Genomic DNA, 17,198 nt, shown 5'->3' with positions numbered 1-17,198 from the left:
GCGGGGCGGCGCCTTTACTATCCGGTCATGTACTTCACCGATCGTGGCATCGAAGAGCTGGTCGAGCGGCGCGGCGAGGAGTCCGTCACGCTGGAATGGGTGGCGTCCCAGCTGCAGGTCTTCGTCGACCAGAACCCGGAGTTCGAGACGCCCATCGAGCGCTTCGCCACCTGGCTGGCCCGCGACGACGACGAGGACGAGTCCTGATCGACCGCCCGATCCGCCGCGTCGAACTGGCCGCGGATGCCGACGTCGACCAGTCCGCCTGGTGGGCCCGCATCCCGGCCGTCGCCGCAGTGCTCGCGCACGGTCTCAACATCCCCGCCGGAGTGACCTTCCTCGTCGGCGAGAACGGCTCCGGCAAGTCCACGCTCATCGAGGCGCTCGCGGACGCGCACGGCCTCAACCCCGAGGGCGGCAGCCGGTCGGTCCGGCACAGCAGCCGCGTCACGGAGTCGCCGCTCGGCGGGCTCCTCAAGGTGATCCGCACACCCGGGCGGCCGCTCTCCGCGTACTTCCTGCGGGCCGAGACAATGCACGGCCTCTACACGTACCTGGAGGGCCTGCCGGGCTCCCCCGACGCCGACCTGCACGAACGCAGCCACGGTGAGGGGTTCCTCGAGCTCCTCGACCGCAAGTTCCACGGGTACGGCTTCTATCTGATGGACGAACCCGAAGCGCCCCTGTCCTTCACGTCGACGCTGGGGCTGCTCGCACGTCTGCAGGCGTTGCGTGACGACGGGGCGCAGGTGGTGATCGCGACGCACTCGCCGGTGCTGACCGCCCTGCCCGGGGCGACGATCCTGGAGCTCGGCGCGCACGGCATTCGCCGGGTCGAGTGGTCGTCGCTGGAGATCGTGGCGCATTGGCGGCGTTTTCTCGAGTCTCCGGACAGTTATCTGCGGTCTTTGCTCTGAGTCGCTGGCCTTCCGCTTCGCGGTCCTGGCCCCCCGCGCGCTGCCGTTGAAGGCGGCGCTGCCGCTGCCTCCGGCCTTCCCCGCTCGTGGCCTCCGGGTCTGGGGGTCATGGCCTCCGGCCGCCCCCACCCGGGACGATACTCGGGCCCGCCGCAATTCCGCGGCCGTTGTCCACAGGGCTGTCCGGGACCTTCGGCCGTTGTCCACAGGGCCGGGCGACCCCGGGCATGATCTTGGGGCGGCCGGTAGTTTGGGCACGTGGCAAGCGTCTATGTGGCCGGGCTCGGACCCGGTGTCGGCAAGGGCACCGTGGCCCTCGGGCTCGCGGAGCTCCTCTCCCGCCAGGTCGCGCGCATCGGGGTCTTCCGGCCCCTGGTGCCGGCGTCGGGGCGGGATCCGTTGCTGACCCTGCTCACCGAGCGTTATCCGGTCAGCGCCGGCTACGAGGCGTCGTACGGGGTCACTTCCGCCGAGGCGGCCGAGCTGGTGGCCGACGGCCGGTGGGAGGAGCTGATCTCCCGCATCGTCGAGCGCTATCGCGAGGTCGAGCGCGAGTGCTCGTCGGTCGTGGTGATCGGCAGCGACTTCGCGGTCCGGCAGGACGACGGTGGTGACGAGATCCCGCGCGAGCTGGGGTTCAACGCGCGGCTCGCGGTGGAGTTCGGCAGCGTGGTGGTGCCCGTCGTCAGCGGTCAGGGGCGCAAGGGCGACGTGAGCGGGGCGGCCCGGGCGGCGTACCACGCGCTCACCGACCTGGGCGCGACGGTGCTGGCCGTGATCGCCAACCGGGTGCCGGAGGGCTTTGCCGTGCCCAACGGCGTGCCGGTGCCGGTGTGGGCGATCCCCGAGGTGCCCGCCGTGGCAGCGCCCACGGTGGCCGAGGTCGCCGCCGCGCTCGACGCCACCGTGGTGACCGGCGGGGAGGCGGCGCTCGACCGTGACGTCCTCGACTATGTCGTCGGTGCGGCCCACGTGCCAGCCGTCCTCGAGCACCTCACCGACGGGGCGTTGCTGATCACCCCGGGCGACCGGGCCGATCTCCTGGTCGCCGCGAGCGCCGCGCACGCCGCGGGCAACGTGACGCTGGCCGGGCTCGTGCTGACCCTCGGCGAGTTCCCCGACCCGCGGGCCGTGCAAGTGATCGAGCGGCTCAACACCGGGCTGGCGATGCTGGTTGTGCGGTCCGACAGCTACGACACGATCAACGCGGCCGACCGCATCGAGGCCAAGCTGAGCCCGTCGACGCCGCGGAAGGTGCAGGCCGCGCTCGGGGTCTTCGACGAGCATGTGGACACGGCCGAGCTGAGCCGCCTGCTCGACGTGACCCGGTCCGCGCGGGTGACGCCGCTCATGTTCGAGAACGATCTGATCGACCGGGCCCGCGCCACCCGCCGCCACCTGGTCCTGCCCGAGGGCACCGAGGAGCGGATCCTGCGCGCCACGGAGACGCTGCTGCGCCGCGGTGTCGCCGACCTCACTCTGCTCGGCAACCCGGAGGAGATCAACCGCCGCGCCCGCGAGCTGGGCGTGGAGATCGGTGCGGCCCGGCTGGTCGACCCGGCCACGAGCGAGTGGCGGGACGGCTTCGCCGAGCGCTACGCCGAGCTGCGCAAGAAGAAGGGCGTGACGCTCGACCTGGCCTACGACGTGGTGCGTGACGTCAACTACTTCGGCACGATGATGGTCGCCCTCGGGCACGCCGACGGCATGGTGTCCGGCGCCACGCACACCACGGCGGCGACGATCCGCCCCGCGTTCGAGATCATCAAGACCGTGCCCGAGGTCTCGGTGGCGTCCAGCGTGTTCTTCATGCTGCTGGCCGACCGCGTCCTCGTCTATGGCGACTGCGCCGTCAACCCGGATCCCGACGCCGCCCAGCTCGCCGACATCGCCGTCTCGTCGGCCCACACGGCCGCCGCGTTCGGGCTCGAGCCCCGCGTGGCGATGCTGTCCTACTCGACGGGCAGCTCCGGGGCGGGCGCCGACGTCGAGAAGGTCGCCGCGGCCACCGCCCTGATCCGCGAGCGGCATCCCGAGCTGCCGGTCGAGGGCCCCATTCAGTACGACGCGGCCATCGACCCCGCCGTGGCGGCCACCAAGTTGCCGGAGAGTGCGGTGGCGGGCAAGGCGACAGTGTTCGTCTTTCCCGACTTGAACACGGGTAACAACACGTACAAGGCTGTGCAGCGCTCCGCCAACGCGGTCGCCGTCGGCCCGGTCATGCAGGGTCTCCGCCGCCCGGTCAACGACCTCTCCCGCGGCGCGACAGTGAAGGACATCATCAACACCGTGGCGATCACCGCGATCCAGGCCGGCGCATGAAGACTCTCGTGCTCAACTCGGGCTCCTCGTCCCTCAAGTACACGCTGTTCAACGGGGGCGAGATCGTCGCCAAGGGACTCGTCGAGCGCATCGGCGAGCCCGGGGGCGAGGCTGCCGACCACTCCGCAGCCCTGCAACGCGTCATGGGCGAGATCGACCTCACCGGGCTCGACGCGGTCGGCCACCGGGTCGTCCACGGCGGCGAGCTGTTCAGCGCGGCCACGGTGGTCGACGACGACATGGTCGCGGCCGTCGACAGCCTCGTGCCACTCGCGCCGCTGCACAACCCCGCCGCCCTCAGCGGCATCGCCGTGGCCCGCAAGCTGCTGCCCGACATCCCGCAGGTCGCCGTCTTCGACACCGCGTTCCACCAGACGATCCCGGCCGAGGGCACGGCCTATGCGATCGATGCGGAGCTGGCGGCGCGCTGGCGGATCCGGCGGTACGGGTTTCATGGGACTTCCCACGCGTACGTGGCCCGGCGCACCGCGGAAATCCTCGGCCGCCCGGTCCCGGACACCAACGTGATCACCCTCCACCTCGGTAACGGCGCGAGCGCGTGTGCCGTCGAGGGTGGCCGCAGCGTCGCCACGTCCATGGGCATGTCCCCGCTGGCCGGCCTGGTGATGGGCACCCGCAGCGGCGACATCGATCCGTCGGTGATCTTCCACCTGCACCGGGAGGCGGGCCTGCCGATCGAGGAGATCGAGCGCTCCCTGACCCGTTTCGGCGGCCTGCAGGGCGTCTCCGGCGACAACGACATGCGAGCCGTCACCCGCCGCCGCGCTGAGGGCGACGAGCGGGCCACGCTGGCCTTCGACCTCTACTGCCGGCGCATCAAGGAGTACGTCGGCAGCTATCTGGCGGTTCTCGGCCGGGTGGACGCCATCACCTTCGCGGCCGGCGTGGGCGAGAACGCCCCGGCCGTGCGCGCGGCTGCCCTGTCCGGCCTGGCGCCGCTGGGCATCGAGATCGACCCCGCCCGCAACGACCGCGGCGAGACGATCATCTCGACGGAGGGCAGCCGGATCGCGGTGTGCGTGGTCCCCACCGACGAGGAGGCGGAAATCGCCCGGCAGACCGAGGAGGCGCTGGCGCGGGGCTGAGCTTCTCCCGGCCTCGGGTGTTGAGCGGACTTTGCGCTTCCCCGGCGCCGGTCAGCTGCTGGCTTCGCAGACGGGCGATCTCTGACCCTTGTCCCCGCTCGCACAGCTGATGTGGCGGACAGGCGGCCTGTGGGGCTCAGCCGCTTGCAGTGCTCGACGCACGAGGGCAGAACGGCGACCGCCCCGCGCCCGGTGGGGTGAGGGGCGGCCGGTCAGTTAGGCAGCCGGGTGGCTCAGCCTCGGGTCAGCTCAGGACCAGCCAGGCGAGCACCGCGACGAGGACGACCGCCACGACCGCGACGCCGATGATCAGCGGGGTCTTGGAGGCGGCAGCGGGTTCCTCGGGTGGGGCACTGTGCGTGAAGGCCCGGAAGGCCTCGGTGTTGCCACTCGGATCGACGCTGTTGTCAGACATGGCCACGACCATAGCGAAGCCCCGCACGCGGCCGACACCACCTACCGGGCCCCTACCAGGCGCAACGCCCGTGTGGGCATGTGACACCCGGGCGAGGGGGGCCTCGCGGCGGCTTGTTCACCCCTTCGTGTCCGCGGGCGCGCCCTACCCTGACGGAGTGGACTCCCGCCGGCAGCTCGACGTCATCGCCGAGATCGTGCGCGTGGCCGCCGCCACCGGGATCGACGTGTGGCTGCGCGGCGGCTGGGCCATGGACTTCTTCCTCGGCGAGGTCACCCGCCCCCACCGCGACATCGACTTCTTCTGCGCGGCGGACGACGCCGCTCCGCTGGTGTCAGCGCTGCACGAAAACGGCTACCGCGACGACCCCGGCCCGCCGCCCGAACAGCAGCGCGACCTGCTGACCGCCGACGGCATCGAGGTCAGCTTCGCGCTCTTCGGCCGCGACACCGACGGCTGCCCGACCGTGGCCGGCGGACCCTACGCCGGGGCACGCTGGCCCGCCGACCTGCTCACCTGGCAGCCGTGCCGGCTCGGCAATGTCACCTGCCGCATCGTGGGGCCGCGGGCGCAGATCGAGATCAAGGAAATGATGCCTGTCTGGGTGCCCGGCGCACCCCGCCGCGACAAGGACGCCTGGGACGTCGCCCGCCTCCGCGCCGCCCTCCTGAGCCCACGCCTCACCAGCCCCACCGCCCGCCAAGCCCCGGCCCCGCGCCCCGCCACCCCCTGACCCGCCCGCGCGCGCCGAGCAGGAAGGAGCACCGGACGGCTCGCGCCGAACCTGAACGAAAGGGCGGGACAGGCCCAGCTGGCGCAGATTGCGGCGCGCCTGGCGTGGACAGGACCGGAACGCGCATGCCGAAGGCACGACCAGTCACGCCGGACACGACGCGCCACACAAGCCACGGACAGAACCCGGCGCCCACGTCCAAGGCACGGCGCGCCACGCAAGCCACGGACAGGACTCGGCACGCTCGTCCAAGGCACAACCCGGCGCGCCGGACACGACGGGCCACGCAATGGACCAGGCGCGCACGATGAAAGCACGACGCAGCGCCAACCCGCCCGCAAGCGACGAGGGTCAGTGCAAGTGGTCGATCGCGATCTTGCCGAACGCCTCGCCGGAATGGAGGCGGGCGAAGGCTTCGGTCACGGCGGAGAAGCCGTACGTCGAGTCGATCACCGGGTGGATGCCCTCGGTCGCGCAGAAGGTGAGCAGGTCGGCGAGCTCGGCCGCCGTGCCCATCGTGCTGCCCAGGATCTCGAGGCGCATCATGAAGACGCGGCGCAGATCGATCTTGGGAAAGGGCCCGCCCGTGGCGCCGCAGACGACGATGCGGGCCTCGGGGGCGGCGCACTTGAGGGAGTGCTCGAAGGTGGGGGCGCCGACGGACTCGATGACGACGCCGACTCGCTCGGGGAGACGCGCGCCCGGCTCGACAGCGATGGCTCCTAGGGCGGCGATGCGGTCACGCTTGGCCTCGTCACGGCTCGTCGCATAGACCCGCTTGCCGAGCGCCGCGGCCAAGATCACCGCGGCCGTGGCGACGCCGCCGCCGGCGCCCTGCACCAGGACGGCCTCCGCCGAGTCGACGCGGCCCCGGGTGGTGAGCATGTGCCAGGCGGTGAGCCAGGCCGTCGGGAAGCAGGCCGCCTCGACGAAGGAGATGCCGGCCGGCTTGGGCACGAGGTTGGCCGCCGGGACGGCCACGCGGTCGGCGAGGGTGCCGGGCCAGCGCTCGGAGAGCAGGGAGAAGCCGCGCGGGTCCTGCGGGTCCTCGATCAGCGCGTGCACCACGACCTCGTTGCCCGCGGGGTCGACCCCCGCCGCGTCGCAGCCGAGGATCATCGGGAGCCGGTCGGCGGGCAGGCCGATGCCGCGCAGGGACCAGAGCTCGTGGTGGTTGAGCGAGCTGGCCCGCACGTCGACGGTCACCCAGCCCGCCGGCGGCGACGGCTCGGGAAGGTCGCCGACGGTGAGAGCGGCGAGGGGCTCGTCCGGTTTGACGGCACTGGCATAGGCGGCGCGCATGCCCGAAACGCTAGTCACCGCGCCAGACCGGCGCCACCCGCCGCCGCGGGCCTGTGGATAACTCCGAGGCCTGTGGACAACCGCCGTCGCGGGCGGAAGCCGGTGGAAGATGGACGCCGGACGAAGACACGGGACAAGCCGTCGGAGGAGGTGCGGAACGAGATGTCAGTGCACGGGCAGCGAGGCTGGAGCTGGAGAGACTGGACGCAGCTGCGCCACCTCGTCACGTTCGGCCGCGCGGGCGACGGCAGCCGCCACCGCCGGCGCCACACGCGGGTCGAGGGCGGAGGGCACGATCAGGTCGGGGCGCAGCTCGTCCGAGACGATCTCGGCGATCGCCTCGGCGGCCGCGACCTTCATGCGCTCGGTGACGCGACGGGCCCGCACGTCGAGGGCGCCGCGGAAGATCCCCGGGAAGGCGAGCACGTTGTTGATCTGATTCGGGAAGTCGCTGCGCCCGGTGGCCACGATCGCCGCGTACTTGTGCGCCACGGCCGGTGGCACTTCGGGCGTCGGGTTGGCCAGGGCGAAGATGATCGCTTCCGGCGCCATGCCGGCGAGCGCGCTCTCCGGGACCGAGCCGCCCGAGACCCCGATGAAGACGTCGGCGCCGATGAGGGCTTCCTGGATCCCGCCCGTACGCCCGGAGTAGTTCGTCCGCGCCGCCAGCCCCTCCTTCACGGGGCCGAGCCCGGGCCGGTCGGCGTGGATGATGCCGCGCGAGTCGCAGACGATCATGTTCGCCCCGAGCACGCCGGCCGCGATGAGCATGTCCGTGATGGCGACTCCCGCGGCCCCCGCACCGCTGATCACCACGCGGAGGTCGCCGAGGCGCCGGCCGAGCAGGGCCACGGCGTTGTGCAGGGCGGCGAGCACCACGACGGCCGTGCCGTGCTGGTCGTCGTGGAAGACCGGGATGTCCAGCAGCTCGTCGAGGCGGCGCTCGATCTCGAAGCATCGGGGCGCGCTGATGTCCTCGAGGTTGATGCCGCCGAAGGAGGGCGCCATGGCGCGGACCACCTCGATGATGCCGTCGACGTCCTGTGTGTCGAGACACACCGGCACCGCGTCGACGCCGCCGAACTGCTTGAACAGCACGGCCTTGCCCTCCATCACGGGCATCGCGCCCTGGGGGCCGATGTTGCCGAGGCCCAGCACGGCCGAGCCGTCGGTGACGACCGCCACGGCGTTGCCCGTCCACGTGTAGTCCCGATAGAGCGACGGGTCCTCGGCGATCGCCGTGCAGACCCGGGCCACACCAGGCGTGTACGCGAGGGAGAGGTCGTCGCGGCTCGCCAGCGGGACGGTCGCGGCGACGGCCATCTTGCCGCGCTGGTGCCGTTCGAAGACGGGATCGGCGGCCAGGGCAGGGTCGAGCTCGAAGCTGAAGAAGGACACAGTGACTCCAGACACGCATCGGGTGAGGCTTGCTCGGGGCCTGCCTCGGCCGACGCGAAGCCACAGGCGAACGCCTCGTCCTGGGCCGCGCGGAGCAATCCTCGATGTCGGTGTGCCAGCCGGCCCGGGGCGCGAGTCTGCGCGGGACGGCGTGCGATGCGGGGGTCACCCGGATGCCGAGCCGCAAGACTTCGGTGTGCTGCGGCTCCTCAGGACGTTAGCCCACGCGCCCCGGGCGGGGCCAGTAACGAAACGCCACCCGGCCGAGGACGTCCGCGACGCCGAAGGTCCGGGAGTCGTCCGTCACGAACTCGTTGTCGCCCTCGATCCACCAGGCGCCGTCCTCGGGGCGGACGACCCGTTTCACCACGAGCAGGTCCGGCCGCGAGCGGAAGCGTGCGACCACGAGGTCGCCCGCGCTTGCTTTCCGCGTACGCCACACGAGCAGCGCATCTCCGGAACGCAACGTGGGCGCCATGGACGGCCCGTGCACCAGGACGGGGAAGAACGGTAGTTGCAACCTCATGGCATCAATCCCGGCTCGCGTGTGCGTCCCCGTGTAAGGGGTAGTGTCAGCGTCGGATCATCGCAAACGTATGGAGGGGTCCTGATGCGACTTCCGCGTATCTTCACGCCGCGCACTGTGGTCAGCGCGCACTGCGACCTGCCGTGCGGGGTCTACGACCCGGCGCAGGCTCGCATCGAGGCGGAGTCGGTGAAGGCCATCGCCGAGAAGTACCAGGCGAACACCGACCCCGAGTTCCGCACCCGCGCCATCCTCATCAAGGAGCAGCGCGCCGAGCTGGTCAAGCACCACCTGTGGGTGCTCTGGACCGACTACTTCAAGGCTCCGCACTTCGAGAAGTACCCGCAGCTCAACCAGCTGTTCAACGAGGCCACCAAGCTCGCCGGCGCCTCCGGTGCCAAGGGCTCGATGGACCCGGCCGTGGGCGACCAGCTCCTGGCCAAGATCGAGGAGATCTCCAAGATCTTCTGGGAGACCAAGCAGGCCTGAGTGCCGCTGTCGCGACGGCCGGAGCGTCCCCGTGGCGCGCCGGCCGTCGCGTTTCCCCGGCCCGGTCGCCCCTTACGCCGCCGATCAAGGCGTGCGGGCGCCGGCCAAGGCCCGTCGCCGATCGCAGCGGGCGGGCGGCCGTCAGGGCGGCCCATGCTCGGCGAGCAAGAGTTGATGCCGGCCACCGAGAGTTGCCGGTGCACGACGGAACGGGCGGCCCGATCGGCTGACCGGATCCGGTCCTGGGCGCCTCGGCGGGCACGGCACCCCCGTCAGGCGCTAAAGTCACGACCATCGGGAGGATGGGGTCGGTGACTCAGCTGCAGACTACGCAATCGGAACCAGCGTTCGGCGACGATGTCGTCCTGCTCACGGTGCCCGCGGACGGTGGCTATCTGGGCGTGCTCCGCACGGCCACGGCCGGCCTCGCGGCGCGCCTGCACTTCGCGCTGGACGAGATCGAGGACCTGCGCATCGCGGTCGACGAGGCCTGCGCCATGCTCCTGGCGATCGCCACGCGCGACGCCGAGCTGGAGTGCCGCTTCGCCGTGACCGAGGACGCCCTGACCGTCGAGGTCACGGTCTCGATCGTGCGCGGCGCCAAGCTGCCCTCGGAGTCCTCCTTCGCGTGGAAGGTGCTGACGGCGCTCACCACCTCCGCCGAGGCCGAGGCCGACGGCCGCCACGCCACGATCCGCCTCCTCACCCGCCGCACCGAGATCTGACGGGCCCGACGAAACCGCGTCCGCCCACAAGGATGTGACGGGCACGACCGCCCCGCACGCTGACAGACGAGGGTGCCCCCACGCACGCAAGCAGACGGCGGAATCAATCCGGACGTCGAGCGGCCGGGGCACCACGACGGCGGCCGGCATCCCGGAAGCAAGAGAAGACCGGAAGCAAGCGAAGAAGAGCCGCGAGTGCCGGCCGAGGATGCCACGCGGCGTTCGAGGACGCGTCTGACAGTTGAGGAAGCGACACAGAAGCAGCCGAGCCGGCCGGCGGCTCAGCGCTTGTTGGCCTCGGCGATGTAGTCCAGGTGCCGCAGGCTGGCCTCTCTCGCGCCCGCGACGTCCTGCCCCCGTACGCAGGCCAGGATCTCCCGGTGATCGGTGTCGATCCGGCTCCAGTAGCCCTCCGGCAGCGCCCCGACCACCTCCTCGCCGTACGTCACCTGGTAGAGCGGCCGCGTGACCAGTTCGAACAGCGGGTTCCCGGTCGCCGACGCGATCGCCGAGTGGAAGGCGGTGTGCGCGGCCATCATGGTGGACAGCTCGTCGAGGTGCGGGTCGAAGAGGGCGCCGCGCAGCTCGATGAGGTGAGTCTCGCTGCGGCGCTCCGCAGCCAAGGCGGCCGCCGGCACTTCGAGGGCGCGGCGCAGTTCGAGCAGATCGGCGAAGCCGACCTCGGCGGCGTTGGTGAGCAGGGTGAGGCCGGTGGACAGGGCCTCGGAGAGCTGCTCGGCGTCGGGGTGGGCGACGAAGCTGCCGCCGGTGACCCCGCGGGTGGTGACGATGAGATGCTGGCTGGCCAGGAGGCGCAGGGCCTCGCGGACGGTGCTGCGGCTCACGCCCGAGCGGACGCAGAGCTCGGGCTCCGGCGGCAGGCGCTCGCCGGGCTGCAGCCGCCCCGATGTGATGTCTGCCCGGAGCTCGTCCGCCAGGAGCTGATAAGCCGGCGGGCGCACCGTCGATCCGGTCATCTGCCCTCACCCCCTTGTGATCCGCCCACCCAGGGTAGGCCCTCGGGCCGAGCCTGTAAGCCCTGATCAGCGAGTATCGGTCCGCGCCGATCAAGTCGGCACAGCCGGCCCACGCCGGCACGCCACCGGGCAGCCGTCAGTTCAGCCCGAGTGCCTTCGTGGTCGGCGGCAGCAGGCAGAGCGCCCCGACCACCGCTCCGAACCCCATCAACAGCGCCCCCGCCCACGCCGGCCCCACATTGAGCAGGAACCCGCCCGACGCGATCAGGAAGAGCTGGACGACGATCGCCGGGCCGCGGGCCCGGGCCGAGCGCCGGGCGAGCGCCCGCGCGATCAGGAAGACGACACCAGCGCCCAGGGCGGCCAGCACCGTGAGGGAGATCGCAACGCCCAGCTCGCCCGCGTCCGTCAGGTCCAGCGCGACCAGGTACGCGGTGAGCAGCACCAGGGACGCGGCCTGCACGAACAGCAGGCGCACCGCCCAGACCAGAGTTGCCGGGGAAGCTACATCCGCAGGGGTCACAACGGTACGATACCGGCCCGGCGCGGGGGCACCTCCGGGGTACAGTGCCGCCCATGCGAGCGTTACTGGTGGTTAATCCGAAGGCCACCACGACGAACGAGCGCAGCCGGGACGTGCTGGTCCGGGCGCTGCGCAGTCAGGTCGAGCTGACGGTGGAGTACACCCGCAAGCGGGGGCACGCCGCCGGGCTGGCCCGGGCCGCCGCCGAGAGCGGGGTCGACGTGGTCGTCACGCTGGGCGGGGACGGCACCGTCAACGAGGCGGTCAACGGCCTGATGACCTCGGCGCCGGGGCTCGCCTCGCACGGCACGTCGCCGGCCTTCCGGCTGCCGGCGCTCGCGGTGGTCCCCGGCGGGTCCACCAACGTCTTCGCCCGGGCGCTCGGGCTGCCCCGCGACTGGGCCGAGGGCACCAGCGTGATCATCGACGGCCTGACGTCGGGCCGGCACCGGGTGATCGGGCTCGGCCGTGCGGACGACCGCTACTTCACCTTCACCGCGGGGCTCGGACTGGACGCGGCGGTGACCCGACGGGTGGAACAGGCCCGGTTGCGCGGTCGCACTTCCACTCCGGCGCTATATGTGCGCTCTTTGATCGGCCAGGTGCTTTCGGGCGAGGACCGGAAGGCGCCACCGTTGTCGATCGAGCGTCCCGGCGAGGAGCCGGAATCGGGTCTCGGGACCGTGATCATCCAGAACACCGCGCCGTGGACCTATGTGGGCGAGCGTCCGATCAACCCGAACCCGCAGGCGTCGTTCGACCGCGGGCTCGACGTCCTGGCCGTTCGTAGCCTGGGTGTTGCTACCACAACACGCACAGTGACGCAGATGACCTCCCGGAACGCCGATCCGCACGGACGCAACGTGCTCCGCCTGCATGATCAGGAGGAGTTCACGGTGGTCGCCGCGCGGCCCCAGTCCTTCCAGCTCGACGGGGACTACCTGGGAGAACGCCAGAAGGTGCACTTTCTGTCCGTTCCCGAAGCGCTGCGAGTGATCTGCTGAGAACGGGGTACCCGTCCTGGATCGCGCATCACGATCCGTCACACAATCGCCGGGAAAAGCTCGGCAGAGCGGCCGGTACCGTACTACATTGATGGGAGCGTTCATCCGCCGGTCCGCGAGAGACCCCCGAACTTCTCTCGCAAACCGGACAAAGGGGTCGTGAGCTAGCTCACCCGACGGGAGAAAGTCCCGGCGCTACCCTTGACATCGCGGGAGTTCGTGAAAGCATTCACAAGCGATAAGAAGTAACCGGATGCCGCTCGCCCGCGTTCTTTATCCAGAAGCGCCGAACGACTTCCTGCACAAAAGCTCGCTCACGCAACGGTGATCAGACGAACGCTGTCCGTCCTTCGCCACTGCGGATGCCGATAAAGAGTAAGTAGTAGTTGGTCAGCACCATTTCGTTCACCCCACCCGAAACAAGGAGTGTTGCCGCCATGGACTGGCGCCACGATGCGATCTGCCGCGACGAGGACCCGGAGCTGTTCTTCCCGATCGGGACGTCCGGCCCCGCGCTCCTGCAGGTCGAGCAGGCCAAGGCCGTGTGCCGGCGGTGCCCCGTGACCGAGTCGTGCCTGCAGTGGGCGCTCGAGTCCGGTCAGGACGCCGGCGTGTGGGGCGGTATGAGCGAGGACGAGCGGCGCGCGGTCAAGCGTCGTGGTGGCCTCCGGGTGTCGGCGCCGACCGCCTGAAGCGGCGACCGCCGGAAACCCGCACCGCCTGAATCTCATTTCTCCCAGCATTCACGCCCCGGGCCGTAGTCGGCGCCGGGGCGTCGTGCTGTCCGGGCATCGATCCTCCGTTAACGATCGCTTACACCACGCAATGGTGACCGAGTGCAGGAATGCGATCACCGTCCCCCGCACGATCTTCGCGAAATGATCTCGAAATCGTCGTCCGGTGACGCAGCGATCAGTTGCGGTCACGGTGGATGAGAGTGCGATGAGAACATGAATGGAAGCCACAACAGGATCGCGCCCCGCTGAGGAGATCCTGAAAACGGCGCGGCGAAGCAGGAACGGGACGAAGCGTCAATCAGGCCGCGGGCACAGCCGCCGGCCGGGCCACCGCCGCCAGCACCCGCGCGGCAACGAGCGACACCAGCGCCGGCGTGTCGGTGAGCGGCGAAGCCACGTACGACACGCCCGCGTCCGACGCCGAGGCCACCGTCGCGTCCCACAACAGCCCGGGTGCGAGGAAATAGGACGCCAAGGCGATCCGCCGGCACCCAGCGGCCCGCAACGAGCGCACGGCATCACCGGACACCGGCGGCGCGGCGGAAGCATAGGCGACCCGGCACGGCACGCCCAGACGATCTCCGAGCGCCGCAGCGGCCGCAGCCACCGTCTCCCGCGCCCCGGCATCCCGCGTCCCCGCAGCAGCCAGCACAACGCCGTCAAGACCAGCGTCACCGAGCCAGCAGGAGGGAGCAGCGTCACCCAGCCAGCTGGAGGGACCAGCGTCACCCAGCCAGCCGGAGGGACCAGCGTCACCCAGCCGGGTGATCAGACCGTCGAGCAGAAGCGACGGCACCACGCCACCAACCGGACCGAGCACGTCAGCCAGCGCCACGTCGAGCGAAGCCGGCGCCGCCGCGATCTCCGCCGGCACATCCACCCGCCCGTGGAAGGCGGCCGTCAGCAACAGCGGCACCAGCACGGCGCGCCGGTGTCCGGCGGCGGCGAAGGAGGCGAGCACCTGACGCGGCCGGGGCACGCTGTGATCAAGGTACGACGCCCGCACGTCCCACGCCGGGTGCAGCGCCCCGACGGCCCGGGCGAGCGCCTCGGTCGCCTGCGCCGCCCGCGGATCACGCGACCCGTGGGCAACGAGCGTGACGGCTAGACGTGGAGGCCGCATTCGGTCTTCTCGAACATCGCCCAGCGGCCGGCGCGTGGGTCCTCCCCGGCCTTGGTACGGCGGGTGCACGGCCAGCAGCCGATCGACCCGTACCCCTTCTTGAAGAGCTCGTTGACCGGCACGTTCCAGCGCGCGATGTACGAGTCCACGTCGGACTGGGTCCACGCCGCGATCGGGTTGACCTTGACCTTGCCCTTCTTGGCGTCGAAGGCGACGACGGGCGTGTTGGCGCGGGTCGGCGACTCGTCGCGGCGCAGCCCGGTGGCCCAGGAGTCGTAATCGGACAGGGCCCGCTCGAGCGGCTCGACCTTGCGCAGGAAGCAGCACTCGTCGGGGCTGCGGGCGAAGAGGCGCGGCCCGAACTCCCCGTCCTGCTGGCCGACCGTCATCCGCGGGCGGATCGACCGTACGTTGACGTTCATGGTCGTGGCGACGATGTCGCGCACCTTGAGCGTCTCGGGGAAGTGCAGCCCCGTGTCGAGGAACACGACGTCCACGCCGGGGGCGACCCGCGAGAAGAGGTGGGCGACGACGGCGTCGGCCATGGAGCTGGTCACACAGAACCGCGAGCCGAACGTCGACGCGGCCCAGCGCGCGATCTCCTCGGCCGGCGCGTCGGCCAGCAACGAAGCGCCTTCAAGAGCCAGCGACTGCAATTCAGCAGCGGTACGGCGGCCGGCAGCAACCGGCGCGCTCAGCGACACCAGGCCGAGGTCTTGAGCGACGATCATCGGTTCACTCCCTTGGACAGCAACCCGTTGAACTTGACGGTGAAGACACGGGCACAGGAGTGGCACTCCCACGCCCCGTGCGAAGCCTCGTTCGGATAGAGGTCCTCGTCGCCGCAGTAGGGGCAGTACAGCGGAGTGGATCTGGCGTCACTCATTTCAGCAACTCCTCATCAGCCCGGACGACCCAGTCGGCGAAGGTCTCGCCGTCCGTGCGCCCCTCCAGGTAGCGAAGAGCGAGCCTCTCGACGTACTCGGGAAGCTCCTCCGCGGTGGCCTTGAGCCCCCGCAGCTTGCGGCCGAAGCCGGCGGTCTGGCCCTGTGCCATGCCGAGCCCGCCGCCGAGGTGGACCTGGAAGCCCTCCACCTGCTCGCCGTGGGCGTTCATGACCAGCTGACCCTTGAGTCCGATGTCGGCGACCTGGGTGCGGGCGCAGGCGTTCGGGCAGCCGTTGATGTGGATGGAGATGTCGGCGTCGAAGTCGCGCAGCCGCTCCTCGAGCCGGGCGACGAGCTCCTCGCCGCGCGCCTTGGTCTCGACGATGGCGAGCTTGCAGTATTCGATGCCGGTGCAGGCCATCGTGCCGCGGCGCCAGGCCGACGGCCGGGCCTCCAGCCCGATGCCGCGCAGGCCCGCGACGAAGGGTTCGACCTGGTCGTCGGCGATGTCCAGGACCAACAGCTTCTGGTACGGCGTCAGCCGCACCCGATCCGACCCGTGCGCCGCGACGAGGTCCGCCAGCTTGCCGAGCTGCGTCCCGGAGGAGCGGCCGACGACCGGGGCGGCACCGACGTAGTTGCGGCCGTCCCTCTGCTTGTGCACGCCGATGTGATCGATCGGCTTCGCGGGCAGCACGGGTGCCGGCCCGTCGATGAGCGCCCGGCCCAGGTACTCCTTCTCGAGCACCTCGCGGAACTTCGCGACGCCCCAGTCGGCCAGCAGGAACTTCAGCCGGGCCCGGTTGCGCAGCCGCCGGTAGCCGTAGTCGCGGAAGATCCCGACCACGCCCTCCCAGACGTCCGGGATGTCCTCCAGCGGCACCCACACGCCCAGCCGCTCGGCCAGCCGGGGGTTGGTGGAGAGGCCGCCGCCGACCCAGAGGTCGAAGCCGGGGCCGTGCTGCGGGTGCTCGACGCCGACCAGCGCGATGTCGTTGGTCTCGTAGGGCGTGTCGGCCAGCCACGAGATCGTCGTCTTGAACTTGCGCGGCAGGTTGGAGTAGCGCGGGTCACCCACGTACCGCTCGACGATGGTGTCGATGGCCGGCTGCGGGTCGAGGACCTCGTCGGGCGAGACGCCGGCGACGGGACTGCCGAGCACGACGCGCGGGCAGTCGCCGCACGCCTCGGTGGTCTCCAGGCCGACCGCCTCGAGCCGGCGCCAGATCTCCGGCATGTCCTCGACGCGGATCCAGTGCAGCTGGATGTTCTGCCGGTCGGTGAGGTCGGCGCTGTCCCGGCCGAACTCGGTCGAGATCTCCGCGATCGTGCGCAGCTGGGCGACGGTCAGCGCGCCGCCGTCGATGCGGACGCGGAGCATGAAGAACTCGTCCTCCAGCTCGTGCGGCTCGAGCACGGCCGTGCGGCCGCCGTCGATGCCCGCCTTGCGCTGGGTGTAGAGGCCCCACCAGCGGAAACGTCCGCGCAGGTCCTGCGGGTCGATCCCCGCGAAGCCGGTGTGGGCGTAGATGTTCTCGATCCGCGCCCGGACGTTGAGCGGGTTGTCGTCCTTCTTGATCCGCTCGTTGGGGTTCAGCGGCTCACGGTGTCCGAGCGCCCACTGTCCCTCGCCTCGCGCCTTGCGGGGGCGGGCGGCGGGGGCCGCGGGAGTGTTGCTGGGCGCCATGTCGGCGTTCCTCCGAGTAATCGAGGGCACGCGACGACATGCACGGCTGGTCCCGCGACATCAGTGTCAGGTGGGTGCCGGCGCGTCTCGCGCGCCCGGAAAGCGATCGGGCGGCGTCAGGAAGCCGGACACATCGCGCTGCGGACACGGCCGTAATCCACGTGGCGCCGGGCCACGAAGCGGCGGTCAACTGCAGCGGTCATGTCGGCAAGCCTCTCACGGGAAAGCATTCTCGGCCAGAGGGGTCCAGATTCCGGGAGTGTGGCGGCAGCCACGCTCCGTTCGTTCACCTTCCGGCCGCCCATCGGGCCCGATGAATTAAGGCGC

General features: G+C 70.9%; 19 protein-coding genes. 9 read left to right on the top strand and 10 right to left on the bottom strand.

Going from position 1 to position 17,198, the window contains the following annotated elements:
* The first annotated feature begins 27 nt into the window (after window positions 1–27).
* From RAN62_RS15275 to RAN62_RS15260, 4 genes are all read left to right on the top strand, one after another.
* The gene (locus RAN62_RS15275; protein WP_305785257.1) at window positions 28–207 is read left to right on the top strand and encodes a DUF6104 family protein; all 180 of its coding nucleotides are present in this window, start codon (window positions 28–30) and stop codon (window positions 205–207) included.
* Window positions 208–296: 89 nt separating this feature from the next.
* Complete coding sequence (locus RAN62_RS15270) at window positions 297–917, top strand: AAA family ATPase (protein WP_305785256.1); 621 nt, start codon at window positions 297–299, stop codon at window positions 915–917.
* Window positions 918–1,175: 258 nt separating this feature from the next.
* A complete protein-coding gene (gene pta / locus RAN62_RS15265; protein WP_305785255.1) occupies window positions 1,176–3,239 on the top strand; it encodes a phosphate acetyltransferase in 2,064 nt (687 codons plus the stop codon).
* A complete protein-coding gene (locus tag RAN62_RS15260; RefSeq protein ID WP_305785254.1) occupies window positions 3,236–4,345 on the top strand; it encodes an acetate/propionate family kinase in 1,110 nt (369 codons plus the stop codon). The genes pta and RAN62_RS15260 overlap by 4 nt, the downstream gene beginning before the upstream one ends.
* A 244-nt stretch (window positions 4,346–4,589) precedes the next feature.
* On the opposite strand, the gene RAN62_RS15255 is transcribed toward RAN62_RS15260, so the two are convergent.
* Window positions 4,590–4,760, bottom strand: a complete 171-nt coding sequence (locus RAN62_RS15255) for a hypothetical protein (RefSeq protein ID WP_305785253.1) — start codon at window positions 4,758–4,760, stop codon at window positions 4,590–4,592.
* A 157-nt stretch (window positions 4,761–4,917) separates the two neighbouring features.
* On the opposite strand from RAN62_RS15255, the gene RAN62_RS15250 reads away from it, so the two are divergent.
* Entirely contained in the window at window positions 4,918–5,493 is a 576-nt protein-coding gene (locus RAN62_RS15250) for a nucleotidyltransferase domain-containing protein (RefSeq protein WP_305785252.1), read from the top strand.
* A 351-nt stretch (window positions 5,494–5,844) separates the two neighbouring features.
* Here the strand turns inward: RAN62_RS15250 and RAN62_RS15245 are convergent, their stop codons facing one another.
* The 3 genes from RAN62_RS15245 to RAN62_RS15235 form a co-directional block, all read right to left on the bottom strand.
* Window positions 5,845–6,795: a zinc-binding dehydrogenase gene (locus RAN62_RS15245; protein WP_305785251.1), complete on the bottom strand. Its 951-nt coding sequence runs from the start codon at window positions 6,793–6,795 to the stop codon at window positions 5,845–5,847.
* A 165-nt stretch (window positions 6,796–6,960) separates the two neighbouring features.
* Window positions 6,961–8,193 (bottom strand): NAD(P)-dependent malic enzyme, encoded by a 1,233-nt coding sequence (locus RAN62_RS15240; protein ID WP_305785250.1) that lies wholly within the window; start codon window positions 8,191–8,193, stop codon window positions 6,961–6,963.
* Between the two features lie 217 nt (window positions 8,194–8,410).
* Complete coding sequence (locus RAN62_RS15235; protein ID WP_305785249.1) at window positions 8,411–8,719, bottom strand: S26 family signal peptidase; 309 nt, start codon at window positions 8,717–8,719, stop codon at window positions 8,411–8,413.
* 84 nt (window positions 8,720–8,803) lie between these two features.
* On the opposite strand from RAN62_RS15235, the gene sodN reads away from it, so the two are divergent.
* Together sodN and RAN62_RS15225 are read left to right on the top strand one after the other, a co-directional pair.
* The gene (gene sodN, locus RAN62_RS15230; RefSeq protein ID WP_305785248.1) at window positions 8,804–9,208 is read left to right on the top strand and encodes a superoxide dismutase, Ni; all 405 of its coding nucleotides are present in this window, start codon (window positions 8,804–8,806) and stop codon (window positions 9,206–9,208) included.
* A 311-nt stretch (window positions 9,209–9,519) separates the two neighbouring features.
* On the top strand, window positions 9,520–9,933 hold the full coding sequence (locus RAN62_RS15225) for an ATP-binding protein (protein WP_305785247.1): 414 nt from the start codon (window positions 9,520–9,522) through the stop codon (window positions 9,931–9,933).
* A gap of 281 nt (window positions 9,934–10,214) precedes the next feature.
* On the opposite strand, the gene RAN62_RS15220 is transcribed toward RAN62_RS15225, so the two are convergent.
* Both RAN62_RS15220 and RAN62_RS15215 read right to left on the bottom strand, forming a co-directional pair.
* Window positions 10,215–10,910: a FadR/GntR family transcriptional regulator gene (locus tag RAN62_RS15220; protein WP_305785246.1), complete on the bottom strand. Its 696-nt coding sequence runs from the start codon at window positions 10,908–10,910 to the stop codon at window positions 10,215–10,217.
* A gap of 136 nt (window positions 10,911–11,046) precedes the next feature.
* Window positions 11,047–11,433 carry a hypothetical protein gene (locus RAN62_RS15215; RefSeq protein WP_305785245.1) on the bottom strand — a complete coding sequence of 129 codons (387 nt, stop codon included), beginning with the start codon at window positions 11,431–11,433 and terminating at the stop codon, window positions 11,047–11,049.
* A 53-nt stretch (window positions 11,434–11,486) separates the two neighbouring features.
* Between RAN62_RS15215 and RAN62_RS15210 the strand changes: the two genes are divergently transcribed.
* Window positions 11,487–12,437: a diacylglycerol/lipid kinase family protein gene (locus RAN62_RS15210; RefSeq protein WP_305785244.1), complete on the top strand. Its 951-nt coding sequence runs from the start codon at window positions 11,487–11,489 to the stop codon at window positions 12,435–12,437.
* A gap of 437 nt (window positions 12,438–12,874) precedes the next feature.
* Complete coding sequence (locus tag RAN62_RS15205) at window positions 12,875–13,129, top strand: WhiB family transcriptional regulator (protein ID WP_067697263.1); 255 nt, start codon at window positions 12,875–12,877, stop codon at window positions 13,127–13,129.
* Window positions 13,130–13,472: 343 nt separating this feature from the next.
* On the opposite strand, the gene RAN62_RS15200 is transcribed toward RAN62_RS15205, so the two are convergent.
* The 4 genes from RAN62_RS15200 to RAN62_RS15185 are packed head-to-tail and all read right to left on the bottom strand — an operon-like array spanning window position 13,473 to window position 16,871.
* A complete protein-coding gene (locus RAN62_RS15200) occupies window positions 13,473–14,297 on the bottom strand; it encodes a sirohydrochlorin chelatase (protein ID WP_305785243.1) in 825 nt (274 codons plus the stop codon).
* A complete protein-coding gene (locus tag RAN62_RS15195) occupies window positions 14,279–15,028 on the bottom strand; it encodes a phosphoadenylyl-sulfate reductase (RefSeq protein ID WP_305785242.1) in 750 nt (249 codons plus the stop codon). Before RAN62_RS15195 ends, RAN62_RS15200 begins: the two co-directional genes overlap by 19 nt.
* A complete protein-coding gene (locus RAN62_RS15190) occupies window positions 15,025–15,183 on the bottom strand; it encodes a hypothetical protein (RefSeq protein WP_305785241.1) in 159 nt (52 codons plus the stop codon). Before RAN62_RS15190 ends, RAN62_RS15195 begins: the two co-directional genes overlap by 4 nt.
* Window positions 15,180–16,871 (bottom strand): nitrite/sulfite reductase, encoded by a 1,692-nt coding sequence (locus RAN62_RS15185; protein WP_305785240.1) that lies wholly within the window; start codon window positions 16,869–16,871, stop codon window positions 15,180–15,182. The genes RAN62_RS15190 and RAN62_RS15185 overlap by 4 nt, the downstream gene beginning before the upstream one ends.
* Between the last annotated feature and the right edge of the window lie 327 nt (window positions 16,872–17,198).

Origin of the sequence: Symbioplanes lichenis (assembly GCF_030709675.1) — a bacterium.
Lineage (GTDB): Bacteria > Actinomycetota > Actinomycetes > Mycobacteriales > Micromonosporaceae > Actinoplanes > Actinoplanes lichenis.
Note: the sequence above shows the minus strand (reverse complement) of the source record. Positions and strands in the feature narration are given on the sequence as shown.

Excerpts from the sequence above, each read along its gene's own strand:
- RAN62_RS15275 (WP_305785257.1), top strand. The coding sequence starts at position 28 with ATGTACTTCACCGATCGTGGCATCGAAGAGCTGGTCGAGCGGCGCGGC.
- RAN62_RS15260 (WP_305785254.1), top strand. The coding sequence starts at position 3,236 with ATGAAGACTCTCGTGCTCAACTCGGGCTCCTCGTCCCTCAAGTACACG.
- RAN62_RS15255 (WP_305785253.1), bottom strand. The coding sequence starts at position 4,760 with ATGTCTGACAACAGCGTCGATCCGAGTGGCAACACCGAGGCCTTCCGG.
- RAN62_RS15245 (WP_305785251.1), bottom strand. The coding sequence starts at position 6,795 with ATGCGCGCCGCCTATGCCAGTGCCGTCAAACCGGACGAGCCCCTCGCC.
- RAN62_RS15235 (WP_305785249.1), bottom strand. The coding sequence starts at position 8,719 with ATGAGGTTGCAACTACCGTTCTTCCCCGTCCTGGTGCACGGGCCGTCC.
- sodN (WP_305785248.1), top strand. The coding sequence starts at position 8,804 with ATGCGACTTCCGCGTATCTTCACGCCGCGCACTGTGGTCAGCGCGCAC.
- RAN62_RS15220 (WP_305785246.1), bottom strand. The coding sequence starts at position 10,910 with ATGACCGGATCGACGGTGCGCCCGCCGGCTTATCAGCTCCTGGCGGAC.
- RAN62_RS15210 (WP_305785244.1), top strand. The coding sequence starts at position 11,487 with ATGCGAGCGTTACTGGTGGTTAATCCGAAGGCCACCACGACGAACGAG.
- RAN62_RS15205 (WP_067697263.1), top strand. The coding sequence starts at position 12,875 with ATGGACTGGCGCCACGATGCGATCTGCCGCGACGAGGACCCGGAGCTG.
- RAN62_RS15200 (WP_305785243.1), bottom strand. The coding sequence starts at position 14,297 with ATGCGGCCTCCACGTCTAGCCGTCACGCTCGTTGCCCACGGGTCGCGT.
- RAN62_RS15195 (WP_305785242.1), bottom strand. The coding sequence starts at position 15,028 with ATGATCGTCGCTCAAGACCTCGGCCTGGTGTCGCTGAGCGCGCCGGTT.
- RAN62_RS15190 (WP_305785241.1), bottom strand. The coding sequence starts at position 15,183 with ATGAGTGACGCCAGATCCACTCCGCTGTACTGCCCCTACTGCGGCGAC.
- RAN62_RS15185 (WP_305785240.1), bottom strand. The coding sequence starts at position 16,871 with ATGGCGCCCAGCAACACTCCCGCGGCCCCCGCCGCCCGCCCCCGCAAG.